This window comes from Tardiphaga sp. 42S5, from assembly GCF_034044155.1.
Lineage (GTDB): Bacteria > Pseudomonadota > Alphaproteobacteria > Rhizobiales > Xanthobacteraceae > Tardiphaga > Tardiphaga robiniae.
This window is the reverse complement of record NZ_CP139027.1, coordinates 4555881-4569662: the sequence shown is the minus strand read 5'-3', so window position 1 is coordinate 4569662 and position 13782 is coordinate 4555881. Positions and strand designations below refer to the sequence as shown.

At 61.8% G+C, this 13782-nt stretch carries 15 protein-coding genes; 14 read left to right on the top strand and 1 reads right to left on the bottom strand.

Annotated features, from left to right (window positions below):
* Nucleotides 1-32: 32 nt before the first annotated feature.
* The 14 genes from SFY93_RS21335 to parC all read left to right on the top strand — a co-directional run bounded on the left by SFY93_RS21335 (nt 33) and on the right by parC (nt 12333).
* On the top strand, nt 33-797 hold the full coding sequence (locus SFY93_RS21335) for a pyridoxine 5'-phosphate synthase (protein WP_320444513.1): 765 nt from the start codon (nt 33-35) through the stop codon (nt 795-797).
* A complete protein-coding gene (gene acpS / locus SFY93_RS21330) occupies nt 794-1213 on the top strand; it encodes a holo-ACP synthase (RefSeq protein ID WP_320444512.1) in 420 nt (139 codons plus the stop codon). The genes SFY93_RS21335 and acpS overlap by 4 nt, the downstream gene beginning before the upstream one ends.
* 284 nt (nt 1214-1497) lie before the next feature.
* Nucleotides 1498-2256: a signal peptidase I gene (gene lepB / locus SFY93_RS21325; RefSeq protein ID WP_089264616.1), complete on the top strand. Its 759-nt coding sequence runs from the start codon at nt 1498-1500 to the stop codon at nt 2254-2256.
* Nucleotides 2253-3074, top strand: a complete 822-nt coding sequence (gene rnc, locus SFY93_RS21320) for a ribonuclease III (RefSeq protein ID WP_320447818.1) — start codon at nt 2253-2255, stop codon at nt 3072-3074. The genes lepB and rnc overlap by 4 nt, the downstream gene beginning before the upstream one ends.
* Nucleotides 3064-4017, top strand: coding sequence for a GTPase Era (era, locus tag SFY93_RS21315; protein ID WP_089263818.1), 954 nt, complete (start codon nt 3064-3066; stop codon nt 4015-4017). Before rnc ends, era begins: the two co-directional genes overlap by 11 nt.
* A gap of 33 nt (nt 4018-4050) precedes the next feature.
* Entirely contained in the window at nt 4051-4443 is a 393-nt protein-coding gene (locus tag SFY93_RS21310) for a hypothetical protein (RefSeq protein WP_089263819.1), read from the top strand.
* 44 nt (nt 4444-4487) lie between these two features.
* Entirely contained in the window at nt 4488-5237 is a 750-nt protein-coding gene (recO, locus tag SFY93_RS21305) for a DNA repair protein RecO (RefSeq protein ID WP_089263820.1), read from the top strand.
* 81 nt (nt 5238-5318) lie between these two features.
* Nucleotides 5319-5792 carry a hypothetical protein gene (locus SFY93_RS21300; protein ID WP_320444511.1) on the top strand — a complete coding sequence of 158 codons (474 nt, stop codon included), beginning with the start codon at nt 5319-5321 and terminating at the stop codon, nt 5790-5792.
* A gap of 77 nt (nt 5793-5869) precedes the next feature.
* The gene (locus SFY93_RS21295; RefSeq protein WP_320444510.1) at nt 5870-6163 is read left to right on the top strand and encodes a hypothetical protein; all 294 of its coding nucleotides are present in this window, start codon (nt 5870-5872) and stop codon (nt 6161-6163) included.
* A 9-nt stretch (nt 6164-6172) separates the two neighbouring features.
* Nucleotides 6173-7639 carry a TolC family protein gene (locus SFY93_RS21290; RefSeq protein WP_320444509.1) on the top strand — a complete coding sequence of 489 codons (1467 nt, stop codon included), beginning with the start codon at nt 6173-6175 and terminating at the stop codon, nt 7637-7639.
* Between the two features lie 13 nt (nt 7640-7652).
* A complete protein-coding gene (locus SFY93_RS21285) occupies nt 7653-9038 on the top strand; it encodes a multicopper oxidase family protein (protein WP_320444508.1) in 1386 nt (461 codons plus the stop codon).
* Nucleotides 9039-9126: 88 nt separating this feature from the next.
* Nucleotides 9127-9552, top strand: coding sequence for a cupredoxin domain-containing protein (locus tag SFY93_RS21280; protein WP_320444507.1), 426 nt, complete (start codon nt 9127-9129; stop codon nt 9550-9552).
* A 39-nt stretch (nt 9553-9591) separates the two neighbouring features.
* Nucleotides 9592-9894: a copper-binding protein gene (locus SFY93_RS21275; RefSeq protein ID WP_320447817.1), complete on the top strand. Its 303-nt coding sequence runs from the start codon at nt 9592-9594 to the stop codon at nt 9892-9894.
* Nucleotides 9895-10074: 180 nt separating this feature from the next.
* The gene (gene parC / locus SFY93_RS21270; RefSeq protein WP_320444506.1) at nt 10075-12333 is read left to right on the top strand and encodes a DNA topoisomerase IV subunit A; all 2259 of its coding nucleotides are present in this window, start codon (nt 10075-10077) and stop codon (nt 12331-12333) included.
* Nucleotides 12334-12409: 76 nt separating this feature from the next.
* Here the strand turns inward: parC and SFY93_RS21265 are convergent, their stop codons facing one another.
* Nucleotides 12410-13711, bottom strand: a complete 1302-nt coding sequence (locus SFY93_RS21265) for a hemolysin family protein (protein ID WP_320444505.1) — start codon at nt 13709-13711, stop codon at nt 12410-12412.
* Nucleotides 13712-13782 lie beyond the last annotated feature (71 nt).

The window sequence follows — 13782 nt, the reverse complement described above, 5'->3', positions numbered from 1 at the left end:
CGTCTTCCCTTAAGGTTTTCTGGAATTCCGTCATGTCCTCATCCTCGCTACGCCTCGGCGTCAACATCGATCACGTCGCGACCCTGCGCAACGCGCGGGGCGGCAAGCACCCGGATCCGGTCCGCGCTGCGCTGGAAGCCATTTCGGCAGGGGCCGACGGCATCACCGCGCATTTGCGCGAGGATCGTCGCCATATCCGCGATGCCGATATGGAGCGACTGAAGGCGGAGATCTCCAAGCCGCTGAATTTCGAAATGGCGGCGACGCCGGACATGGTGCGGATCGCGCTGGCGGTGAAGCCTCATGCGGTCTGTCTGGTGCCGGAGCGGCGCGAAGAATTGACCACCGAGGGCGGCCTCGACGTGGTCGGCCAGCGTGAATCGCTGGAGCCGTCGATCGCACGCTTCACAGAGGCAGGCGTTCGGGTGTCGCTGTTCATTGCGGCTGACCCCAAGCAGATCGAAATGGCTGCCAAACTGAAAGCCCCCGTGATCGAACTCCACACGGGCGCCTGGTGCGATGCCATCACCGATGGCGATACCGCGAAGGCCGCTCATGAATGGCAGCGCATTGCCGCCGGCGCCAGGCTGGCGAAATCCGCAGGTCTGGAAGTGCATGCCGGCCATGGCCTCGACTATGCGACCGCCGAGACGATCTCGGCGCTGCCCGAAATCATGGAGCTGAACATCGGCTACTATATGATCGGCGAGGCACTGTTCATCGGCCTGTCCGATACGGTGCGTCTGATGCGCGCGGCGATGGATCGCGGGCGGATGCAGTCCAAGAGCGCCTCATGATTATCGGCATCGGTTCCGATCTGATCGACATTACGCGCGTCGCCAAGGTGATCGAACGCCATGGCGATCGCTTCCTCGATCGCATCTTCACCGAGGCTGAGCGGGCGAGGGCGCAGCGCCGCGCGAAGAGCGAGAGGATGGTGGTGGCGACATATGCCAAGCGTTTCGCCGCCAAGGAGGCCATGTCCAAGGCGCTGGGCACCGGCATCCGTCAGGGCGTCTGGTGGCGGGATATGGGCGTCGTCAATCTGCCGGGTGGCAAACCCTCGATGAAGCTCACCGGCGGCGCGCTGGCCCGGCTGCAGGCCCTGATACCGCCCGGCCACGAGGCCCAGATCGATCTGTCGATCACGGACGATTGGCCCCTGGCGCAGGCTTTCGTCATAATTTCGGCCGTCCCGTCGCCCAAGCCCTGAGGGCTGGCCGGGAGCCGCACTGAAGCGGTGCGATCACAAGCCGGCACGTCAAACTGGCGGGAAATAGCGGCTTTTCGGGGCGGTTCATTGCACCGTTACCAACAACCGTTTAAACCTGCGAGGACACCGAACCGACGCCAATTCTCGCTGACGCCGCTCATGGCATTTGCAGGACTTTGCCGTAATTATATGAATCTAATGCATTTTTCGTGCGAGGCGCGCCGCCGCCTTGCCCCAAAATGCGCTACCAGCCGCGCGGCGACGCTGCGGGAATCGGGAAAGCGATGAGTGTGACATCCGGGACCAAGACTGAAAGCGGCGTCGGCGAGACCATCCGTGTTGTCATCAACGCACTGCTGATCGCGCTGGTGATCCGGACCTTCCTGTTCCAGCCCTTCAATATCCCGTCGGGCTCGATGAAGGCCACGCTTCTGGTCGGCGATTACCTGTTCGTCTCGAAATATTCCTACGGCTACAGCCACTATTCGATCCCGCTGTCGCCGAATATCTTCTCCGGCCGCGTCTTCGGTTCCGAGCCGTCGCGCGGTGACGTCGTAGTGTTCCGTCTGCCGAAGGACGACTCCACCGACTACATCAAGCGCGTGATCGGCCTGCCCGGTGACCGCGTCCAGATGAAAGAGGGGCTGCTCTACATCAACGAGAAGCCCGTGCAGCGCGAGCGTATGAGCGACTTCGTCGGCGAGGATCCGTGCGGCTCCGACGCCACGGCGCGCGTCAAGCGCTGGAAGGAGACGCTGCCCAATAACGTCACCTATGAGACGCTCGATTGCGTCGACAACGGCTTCTACGACAACACCAATGTCTACACCGTGCCGCCTGGCAATTTCTTCATGATGGGCGACAACCGCGACAATTCGACGGACAGCCGCGTGCTGTCGGCCGTCGGCTATGTGCCGTTCGAGAATCTCGTCGGTCGCGCGCAGATGATCTTCTTCTCGATCGCCGAAGGCGAACATGCTTGGCAGATCTGGCGCTGGCCGACCGCCGTACGCTGGAATCGAATTTTCTCTATCGTGCGATGACCGACGACTCCAACAATCCCATCGAGACCGCGCCGAAGACCGACGAAGTTAGCTCGACGACCGAGGCTGCGCCGGAGACGGCGGCTGCCCGCAAGAAGAAGGCACGCGCAGCGGCGAAGGTCGCCGCAGCCGAGATCGAAGCGCGGATCGGCCACAGCTTCAAGGATCCTCTGCTGCTGGCGACAGCCTTCACTCATGTGTCGGCCCTGAAGTCCCAGCGCAGCCGGACCGAGAGCTACCAGCGTCTCGAATTTCTCGGCGACCACGTACTTGGCCTCGTGGTCTCCGACATGTTGTTTCGCGCTTTCCCGAATGCGGATGAAGGCGAGTTGTCGAAGCGGCTCGCCGACCTCGTGCGCAAGGAAGCATGCGCCGACGTCGCACGGCTGTTGGGTCTCCTCGAGGGTATCAAGCTCGGCACGGTCGGCGCCGGCGCCGGTCAGCGGTTGCGCAAGTCGGTCCTCGGCGATATCTGCGAAGCCGTGATCGGCGCGATCTTCCTCGATGGCGGCTATCCGGCTGCGGAAAGCTTCGTACAGCGCAACTGGACCGAGCGCATGCGCAAGCCGGTCCGTCCGCTGCGCGATCCCAAGACGGTGCTGCAGGAATGGGCCCAGGGCCGCGGGCTGCCGACACCGGCCTATCGGGAGGTCGAACGCTCCGGTCCGCACCACGATCCGCATTTCAAGATCGAGGTGGATGTGAAGGGGTTTGCGCCGGCCGAAGGCGAGGGCGGCAGCAAGCGCGCCGCCGAGAAGGCCGCGGCGCAGGCGATGATTGCGCGTGAAGGCGTCAGCAGTGGCGGCAATGAAGGATGATGTCGTGAACGATGCTGAACCAGATCATGAGTCCGAAGGGACACCCGTTGAAACCCGCTGCGGCTTTGTCGCGCTGATCGGTGCGCCCAATGTCGGCAAGTCGACGCTGGTCAATGCGCTGGTCGGCTCCAAAGTCACCATCGTCTCGCGCAAGGTGCAGACCACGCGCGCACTGATCCGCGGCATCGTGATCGAGAACCACGCCCAGATCATTCTGGTCGATACGCCCGGCATCTTCCTGCCGAAGCGGCGCCTCGACCGGGCGATGGTCAAGACGGCATGGAGCGGTGCGCATGATGCCGACGTTGTCTGCGTGCTGCTCGATGCCAAAGCGGGCATCAACGAGGAAGCCGAGGCGATCTTCGCGCAGCTTGCGAGTGTCAATCACCCGAAGATCCTCGTGATCAACAAGGTCGATATCGTTTCGAAGGAAAAGCTGCTGAAGCTGGCGCAGATGGCCAACGAGCGCCTGAAGTTCGAAGAGACCTTCATGATTTCGGCGATGACCGGCGACGGTGTCGATGACCTGCGCCGCAGGTTGGCAGCCGACGTTCCCGCCGGCCCGTATCATTATCCCGAAGACCAGATGTCGGATGCGCCGATGCGGCATCTCGCGGCGGAAATCACCCGCGAGAAGATCTTTCGTCAGTTGCATCAGGAACTGCCGTACCAGTCGACCGTGGAGACCGATAGCTGGACCGAGCGCAAGGACAAGTCGGTCCGCATCGAGCAGACGATTTTCGTCGAGCGCGAAAGCCAGCGCAAGATCGTGCTCGGCAAGGGCGGTGCGACGATCAAGCAGATCGGTGCGGACTCGCGCAGGGAGCTGACCGAAATCGTGGGCGCGCCCGTGCATCTGTTCCTGTTCGTGAAGGTGCGCGAAAACTGGGGCGACGATCCGAATCGTTATCGCGAAATGGGCCTCGAATTTCCTCACGAGTGATCGAGGAGCGATGATGGAAGTGCAGCCGACAAGATGACCGCTCCCGCCAACCTTCCGAAGAACGTCTTCTATTTTGAAGTCCTGCTCTACATGTCGCTGATCCTCGACGCGCTGTCGATCGCGTTCCAGGACCGCACGCCTGACCTTGCGATGTCCGAGAGCACCATCATGGCGGCGAATCTGGTCGCCGCCTGCATGCTGTTGTTCTTCGTTTGGCTCGTGTGGCTCGCCGCCTATCGCCGCAAGGGCTGGCCGCGCTGGGTGCTGGTGGTGTCGCTGGCCTTCTCGGTATTGTCTCTGTTTCAGGTGCTTGGCCTGTACGGACTGCAGTTCGACAGTGCGATCGAGATTGTGTCCTGCATCCTGACCGGGCTCGGGCTGTATTGCGCCTTCACCGGCGACGCGAAAACGTGGTTCAAGGCCTGATCGCATTTACTGCGGCGGCTGCCGAATTCCTGTAAACTGCCCCCATGGAATGGACGGACGAGGGTATCATCCTTGGCGTGCGGCGGCATGGCGAATCCAGTGCCATCGTCGAATTGCTGACGCGTAGCCATGGTCGTCATCTCGGCCTAGTGCGCGGTGGTGCGGGGTCAAAGATGCGACCGCTGCTGCAACCCGGCAATAGCGTGCAGGCGATATGGCGGGCGCGGCTGGACGAACAGCTCGGCTATTACCTGATGGAAGGCACGTTGATGCGTGCCGCGACGCTGCTGGGTTCGTCCCATGCGGTCTACGGCATCACCCATCTCGCCTCGCTGGCGCGGTTGCTGCCGGAGCGCGATCCGCATGAAGACATCTACGAGACGCTGGAGCGCATCCTAGATGACTTCGATGATGTCGGCGAAGCCGCGCTCCATGTGATCCGGTTTGAGCTGGCGATGTTGACCGAACTCGGCTTCGGCCTCGATCTGGAGAATTGCGCCGCCACCGGCGTGACCTCTGACCTGATTTACGTGTCACCCAAATCTGGCAACGCAGTGTCCCGGACCGCGGGTGAACCGTATCGCGACCGGCTGATGCGGCTGCCGTCATTCCTGCGCGAGAGTGAAGACGGCCAAAACAGCATCTCCGACCGAGACCTGCAGGACGGCTTCGACCTGACCGGGCGCTTTCTGCTCCGCAACGTGCTGGAACCGCGCGGGCAGGGCCATTCCGACGCCCGCGAAGGGTTCATCAACGCGGTGACGCGGCACCTCGCGCGAATCTCATCGTCCTGAGACGAGTTCGACATTGGCGGGCGCCGGATTCGCGTCTATGATCCACGTATTGACGGGTTGATAGGAAGATATCGCATCCAGATGCTGGTTCGTCTGACCAGAGTGCAGCGGCTGAGAGCAGGGTGGTTTGTCGCCCTGGCCTATCTCTTGTGCGTGCTGGCGCCGACGATCTCCTTTGCCTTGCCGGGACAGCACCCGGTCGCGCCGTGCCTGACTGGCGAAAGTCATATGACCGGCATGGTTCATGTTAATAACAGCGCGTCTGCGCACATGCATGGGGATGGTCACGCGCACGATCATTCTGTCGCGCACGCATCAGCCGCACACGCTGATGGCGACCACGCATTGACGGCGATCGACGATGCCTCCGGTTCGCACAAAGTGCCGCATTCACCGAACGGTCCATGCTGCGGCCTGATGTGTATTTCCGCACTGCCAGCACCGCTGACTGACATCGTGACCCCTTCGGTGCCGACGGTCCTTCGTGTTACCGAAGGCTATCGCGCGGTCACCGACAGCGCGCCCACTCGGCTCTACCGCCCTCCCATTTCCTGATCTGATCGTATCGACGCGGTACCGCGCCCGTTAAGGGCTCGCGGGCCTGTGATCCATCGTCATTTCAGGAAAATAACATGCTTGCGCAGCTTGGGGCGAAGCTCGCCGCCGTTTGTTCGGTGGTCGGGAAGCTATTCGATATCAGATTTGGAGTCCTCGCAGCGATGACCGCTGCCAGTATGTCGCTCGGTGGCTGCATGCCAGTGACCGCACCGTTGGCTGGCGCCGACCCGGCAGATCCCGGCACCAAAGTCGCTGGTGTCGGCTATCGCTCCACCGTGGCTCCTTACAGCAGCCTTCGGCCGGTTGCCGCGTCGGCATGGCGCGAGCAGAACGACCGTGTCGCTCCTATGCCGAAATCTGGCCGGTAGGGGCACGTCATGTTCAATAAGCATCACAAGTCACGCACGCATGCGCGCCAATTCGGTTCAAGGTCTGCAGCCAGCATTTCGCTGCTGTCGGCGCTGTTGCTGGCGGGATGTGCATCGTTCTCGCCTGACGGCGGTATGGGCGTCGTCGCCGGGGTCGCAAGCGAGACCATCAACAAGGACGTGATTGCAATCCGGACGCCCGATGACGCACAACGTGCCGATGCGACGGTCAAAGCCCTGCTGCGGCGGGCATTGACAGTCGACAGCTCGGTGCAGATCGCATTGCTCAGCAATCGCGGCCTGCAGGCTGCGTATAATGAATTGGCGCTTGCGGAAACGGATCTCGTGGGCGACAGCCTGCCGCCCAATCCGACATTCTCGATCTCGCGCATTTCCGGGAATGGCGCGCTGGAGATCGAGCGACAGGTCGTCGGCGATATTCTCGCGCTGGCGACACTGCCGTTCCGCTCCGAGATCGCCCGTCAGCGATTCCAGAAGGCGCAATTGCGTGCCGCAGAAGAGACGCTGCGGCTTGCCGCGGACGTCAGACGCACCTACTACCGCGCCGTCGCTGCCAACGAACTTGTCGGCCTGCTAACGGACGCCAAGTCGACGGCGGAAGCCACAGCGAAACTCGCGCAGAAGCTGGGCGAGACCGGATCGCTGAACAAGCTCGACCAAGCCCGCGAGCAGGTATTCTACGCGGAGACGACCGCCGATCTCGCAACGCTCCACCAGGAGGCTACAAGTTCGCGCGAGCGTTTGATTCGTCTGCTCGGACTCTGGGACACCGACATCGGCATCAGGCTGCCGCAAAAACTTCCAGTACTGCCGCGCCAGCCGCTGTCGTTGCCGCGCATCGAGGTCGATGCCGTTGCACACCGCATTGACCTGCAGATCGCCCGCATCGAACTCGCCGCACTCGCCCGGTCGCTCAATCTGACCGAAGCAAGCCGGTTCGTGACGTTGCTCGACGTCGCCGGCATCGACCGCAAGACGCGTGATCCGGAGGGGGCGCCGTTCCGCGAACGCGGCTTCGACGTGCAATTTCAGATTCCGATCTTTGACGGTGGCGAAGTGCGCGTTCGACAGGCGGCGGAGACCTATAATCAGGCCTTCAACCTGTTGACCGAGAAGGCCGTGAACATCCGCTCGGAAGCGCGCGATGCCTTCAGGGTCTATCGCTCGACCTACGATATCGCCGGTCACTACCGGCGCGAGGTGCTGCCGCTGCGCAAGATCATCTCGGAGGAGATGCAATTGCGCTTCAGCAGCATGCAGGTCGATGTATTCGCGCTGCTGACCGAGGCCCGTCAACGTATCGCAGCTTTGCGCGCAGCCATTGAAGCCAAGCGCAATTTCTGGCTCGCGCAGTCCGAACTGCAGACCGCGATCAATGGCGGCGGCCGCGGCGAACCATCATCCGAAACAAGATCCGCGACGGCCGCGCAGGCGTCCAGTGGAGGAGGGCACTGAAATGGAGAAAACCATGTTGTCCCGGCGAAGCTTTCTCGGCACAGCCACGGCGCTTGCCAGTGCGGCTGCGGTCACCGGCCGTGTGCAGGCGGCGAGTATTCCCGAAGCGCCGATGATGGACAAAGTAACGATGCAGCCACCGCTGCATCCGCCGAGCGGGCCCGACTACAATCCGGTGGTTACGCTCAACGGCTGGACATTGCCGTGGCGTATGAATGGCGACTGGAAGGAATTCCATCTGGTCGCCGAGCCTGTCGAGCGCGAATTCGCGGACGGCATGAAGGCCTATCTCTGGGGCTATAACGGCCAGTCGCCGGGGCCGACGATCGAAACTGTCGAAGGCGACAAGGTTCGCATCTTCGTTACCAACAAACTGCCGGAGCACACCACCGTGCATTGGCACGGTGTGATCCTGCCAAGTGGCATGGATGGCGTCGGCGGGCTGAGCCAGCCGCACATCAAGCCCGGCAAGACCTTCGTCTACGAATTCGAGATGAAGCACAGCGGCACGTTCATGTATCACCCGCATTCGGACGAGATGGTCCAGATGGCGATGGGCATGATGGGGATGATGGTCGTGCATCCCCGCGACAACAGCTTCCGGTCCGTCGATCGCGATTTCGTCTTCATCATGAGCAGCTATCTCATCGATCCCGGCACCTATCTGCCGAAGGTCAACGAGATGACCGACTTCAATATGTGGGCGTGGAACAGTCGCGTCTTTCCCGGCATCGATCCGTTGCCGGTGCGTCTCGGTGATCGCGTGCGGATACGGGTCGGCAATCTCACGATGACCAACCATCCGATCCATCTGCATGGGCACAAGTTTGCGGTCAGCTGTACCGATGGCGGATGGGTGCCTGACAGCGCGCAGTGGCCGGAAGTCACCACTGACGTGCCGGTGGGGGCGATCCGCGCATTCGACTTTGTCGCCGACAATCCCGGCGATTGGGCGTTCCACTGCCACAAGTCGCATCACACCATGAATGCGATGGGGCACGACGTCAGAAACCTGATCGGCGTCTCCAAAAAGGATCTGGCGAAGGCAGTCGGCAAGCTGGCGCCGGATGCGATGGTGATGGGATCTACCGGCGGCGCCATGGGCGAGATGGAGATGCCGATGCCTGACAACACGCTGCCGATGATGACGGGATCAGGACAATTCGGCCCGATCGAGATGGGGGGCATGTTCAGCATCATGAAGGTGCGGGACGGGCTCGCGCGCGACGATTACCGGGATCCCGGCCCGTATGATTTCCCGAAGGGCACGGTCGCCTATGAGATCGAGGCGCCGCCAAGCGATGCGCCGCGGCAGACGGGCGTGAAGGACAAAACCGTCAAAGGCCAGGGATCGAAGCCGATGGACATGAAGAAGGGCATGAAAATGAAGGGAATGTAGGGCCAGGACTGCGCATCGTCATCACAGACAACAATCAACACGGAAAACTGAAATGAACAAGATTCGAAAATACATCGGTTGCGGCGTCATGCTGGCCGCGCTGGCTTACTCGGTTGCTGCGGCGGCCCACGACAAGCACGGAGGATATTCTGCTGGCGAGCCCGGCGACCCCAAGAAGCCGGCGCGGGAGATCGTCGTCAGCATGAACGAGATGGACTATTCGCCTGCGGTCATTGAGGTCAAGCGCGGCGAGCAGATTCGTTTCGTGATCCGTAACGCCGGGACTGAAGCACATGAATTCCTGCTGGCGACAACGGCAGAGAATTTAAAGCACGGCGAAGCGATGAAGAAAAATCCCGACATGGAGCATGACGAGCCCAACGGCCTGCGTCTCGCCGCCAAGAAGTCCGGGGAAATCCTGTGGAAGTTCTCGAAAGCAGGGACGTTCGAATATTCGTGCCTGATCCCGACGCATCGCGAATTGGGGATGACCGGCAAGGTCATCGTGAAATAGCCGATGCGAACGGCTCAATCTGAAGCAAAGGAATGCATGATGAAGACCAATGGATTTATCGCGCTTGTCGCGTTTGTCGCGCTCTCGACGTCCGGCATCGTGGCGGCCGCGCAGGATGCTGCCGTGCGTGGGGAAGTGAAGAAAATCGATGAAGCGGCGGGCAAGATCACGTTGAAGCACGGTCCGATCAAGAGTCTCGATATGGACGAGGGCATGACCATGGTGTTTCGTGTCAAGGACCCGGCAATGCTGAAATCGGTCAAGGTGGGCGACAAGGTGAAGTTCGATGCCGGCCGCGTCGATGGCCAGATCGTGGTGACCTTCATCCAGAAAGCCAAATAGTCTCCGGAAGAGGGCGTCCAGCGGAGCCTGGAACCGCCATCTTCCCATCGCCTAATGGCTGACGAAATGACGTGGGCGGCCTCTCCCCCGGGGCGAGGGCGCCCCGATATCGATGGAACTTGATCGGTGGCGCGTGATTCATTTCTTGCCCGATTCGCCGGGAGGCGCTAACCCCTCGCCATGGGAAAAAGACTGATTCCGCCGGAGCCGGCTGAAATTCACGAAGTGCAGCTGCGGGACGCGCTCGAGGAGCGCTACCTCGCTTATGCGCTGTCAACGATCATGCACCGGGCGCTGCCGGATGCGCGGGACGGCTTAAAGCCGGTCCATCGCCGCATCCTCTATGGCATGCGCCTGCTGCGGCTCGATCCGGGTACGCCGTTCAAGAAGTCCGCCAAGATCGTCGGCGACGTGATGGGCTCGTTCCATCCGCATGGCGACCAGTCGATCTATGACGCGCTGGTGCGTCTCGCGCAGGACTTCTCGTCGCGCTATCCGCTGGTCGACGGCCAGGGCAATTTCGGCAATATCGACGGCGATAGCGCTGCGGCCTATCGTTACACCGAAGCGCGCATGACCGACGTGGCGCGGTTGCTGCTCGAAGGCATCGACGAAGACGCGGTTGAGCTGCGCCCGAATTACGACGGCCAGACCAAAGAGCCGGCCGTGCTGCCGGGCGGTTTCCCGAACCTGTTGGCCAATGGCGCGCAGGGCATCGCGGTCGGCATGGCCACCTCGATCCCGCCGCACAACGTCGCCGAGCTCTGCGATGCCGCGCTGCATCTGATCGACAAGCCCGACGCCAAATCGAAATCGCTGATGCGCTGGGTGAAGGGGCCGGACTTCCCGACCGGTGGCATCATCGTCGATTCCAAGGAAAGCATCGCCGAGGCCTATACGACAGGGCGCGGTTCGTTCCGCACCCGCGCCAAGTGGCATGTAGAAGAGGGCGCCCGGGGTGCCTGGAATGTCGTGGTCACCGAGATTCCGTGGCTGGTGCAGAAGTCGCGGCTGATCGAGAAGATCGCCGAGCTGCTCAACGACAAGAAGCTGCCGCTGATCGGCGATATCCGCGACGAGTCCGCCGAAGACATCCGCGTCGTCATCGAGCCGAAGACGCGCAATGTCGATGCCGGTCTGGTGATGGAGTCGCTGTTCAAGCTCACCGAGCTCGAGAGCAAGATTCCGCTGAACCTCAACGTGCTGGTGAAGGGGCGCATCCCCAAGGTGCTCGGCCTTGCCGAGTGTCTGCGCGAATGGCTCGACCATTTGCGCGACGTGCTGCTGCGCCGCTCCAACTTCCGCAAGAACCAGATCGAACATCGGCTGGAAGTGCTGGGCGGTTACCTGATCGCCTATCTCAATATCGACGAAGTGATCAGGATCATCCGCACCGAGGATGAGCCGAAGCCGGCTTTGATGAAGGCGTTCAGCCTCACCGAATTGCAGGCCGAGTCGATCCTCAACATGCGGCTGCGCAGCTTGCGCAAGCTCGAAGAGTTCGAGATCAGGAAAGAAGACAAGGAGCTGCGGGCGGAGCTCAAGGGCATCAACGCGATCCTGAAGTCCGAAACCGAGCAGTGGGCCAAGGTCGGTGAGCAGGTCCGCAAGGTGCGCGACATCTTCGGGCCGAAGACGCCGCTCGGCAAACGCCGCACCGTGTTCGCGGATGCGCCGGAGCACGATCTCGCAGCGCTCGAAGAGTCGCTGGTCGAGCGCGAACCCGTTACGGTCGTGATTTCCGAGAAGGGCTGGGTCCGTACGTTGAAGGGGCAGGTTGCAGATCTCTCCAACCTGACCTTCAAGACCGATGACAAGCTCGACAAGGCGTTCTTCGCCGAGACCACCTCGAAGCTGATGCTGCTGGCCACCAATGGACGGTTCTATTCGCTGGACGTGTCGAAGCTGCCGGGCGGTCGCGGCCATGGCGAGCCGATCCGCCTGTTCATCGACATGGAAGGCGATGCCGCCATCGTTTCGATGTTCGTGCATAAGGGCGGCCGCAAGTTCCTGATCGCCAGCCACGACGGGCAGGGCTTCCTCGTCAATGAGGACGACTGCGTCGGCACCACCCGCAAGGGCAAGCAGGTGCTGAATGTCGAGATGCCCAACGAGGCGCGGGCGCTGACGGTGGTCGGCGAAGGCAGCGATCAGGTCGCGGTCATCGGCACCAACCACAAGATGGTGATCTTCCCGCTCGATCAGGTGCCGGAGATGGCGCGTGGACGTGGTGTGCGGCTGCAGAAATACACCAGTGCAGGCCTGTCGGATGTCGCCACCTTCGTGGCCAAGGAAGGCCTGACCTGGAAGGATTCCTCCGACCGCGAGCATCGTCTGACCTGGAAGGAACTGGCCGACTGGCGCGGCAATCGTGCGGACGCCGGTCGTCTCGCGACCGGCCTGCCGAAGTCGAACAAGTTCGGCCGGGTGATCGAGTAGTATCCAGTCCCTAACTCTCAACATGTCGTCCTCGCGAACGCCGGGACGACATACAGAGCGTGCCGCGACTACCAGTCTAACCGAGCGCTTCTTCCTTGACGCGGCTCGCCAGCACCTTGTCGATGCGGCGGCCGTCGAGGTCCATGACCTCGAACCGCCAGGCATGCGAGACGATCTCGTCGCCGACCTCGGGAATCTTGCCGAATTCCTGCAGCAGGAAGCCCGCGAAGGTCTGATAGGAACGCGACTGCGCGGGCAATTCGATGCCGAGCAGGGCAGCGAACTCCACCGCGGGCATCCAGCCGGAGATGAGGTAGGAGCCGTCCTCGCGTTTGTGGAAGGCGACCTCGGCCGGACCTTCCTCGGTGTGAAAGGCGCCGACGATCGACTCGAGAATATCCGCTGACGTGACTACGCCCTGGAATACACCGTATTCGTCATGCACGAGGCCGATATGGAACGGCGAGTCGCGCAGGATCGCCACCACATCGCGGGCATCAACTGTGTCGGGAATGACCGGCGCCTCGCGCACCAGCGCGCGGATGTCCGGCGTCTTGCCGCTCAAATACACATCGAGCAGATCCTTGGCCTGCACGATGCCGATGGCGGAATCGCCGTCGCCATCGAACACCGCAAAGCGCGAATGCGAGCTGCCGGCGAGTTCGGCCTGGATGGTCTCGATGGGGTCGGCAAGATCGATCATCGCCACTTCATGGCGCGGCGTCATCACGGCACCGACGGGTAGGTCGCCGAGGCGCATCACGCCTGCGATCATTTCCTTCTCGCCGGGCTCAAGCACGCCGGCGGTTTCCGCTTCAGTCACGAGCGTGCGGATTTCGTCTTCGCTGACCTTCTCTTCGGCTTCACCGCGCTGCCCAAGTAGAAACAGGATCGCCTTGCCGGAGCGGTCAAGCAGCCACACCAGCGGCAGCGAGATTTTTGCGAGCAACACCATGGCCGGCGCAACGCGCACGGCCACGGCTTCGGGATCGCGCAGTGCGATCTGCTTCGGCACGAGTTCGCCGATGATCAGCGAAGCGTAAGTAATGATCGATACGACGATGCCGACGCCGAGCGTATCGGCGAGGCCTTTTGATACGCCAAGGTCAAGCAACAGTACCGTGAGACGCTGGCCCAGCGTCGCACCGGAGAAGGCGCCCGACAAAACACCGATCAGTGTAATGCCGATTTGTACGGTGGAGAGGAACTTGCCGGGATCGGAGGCCAGCGTCAGTGCGCGGCGTGAACCTGTCACGCCTTTTTCAACCAAAGCGGCGAGGCGGGCAGGACGGGAGGATACGATCGCCAGCTCCGACATTGCCAGCAGACCGTTGACGACGATCAGGATCGCAACGATCCCGAGTTCGAGAGATAACACGCTCAATCCTTTTGGATGATGGGCAGGTATTATAGTCGATCCGCTGCTCTCGCGCCATGGTGGCAAGTGGC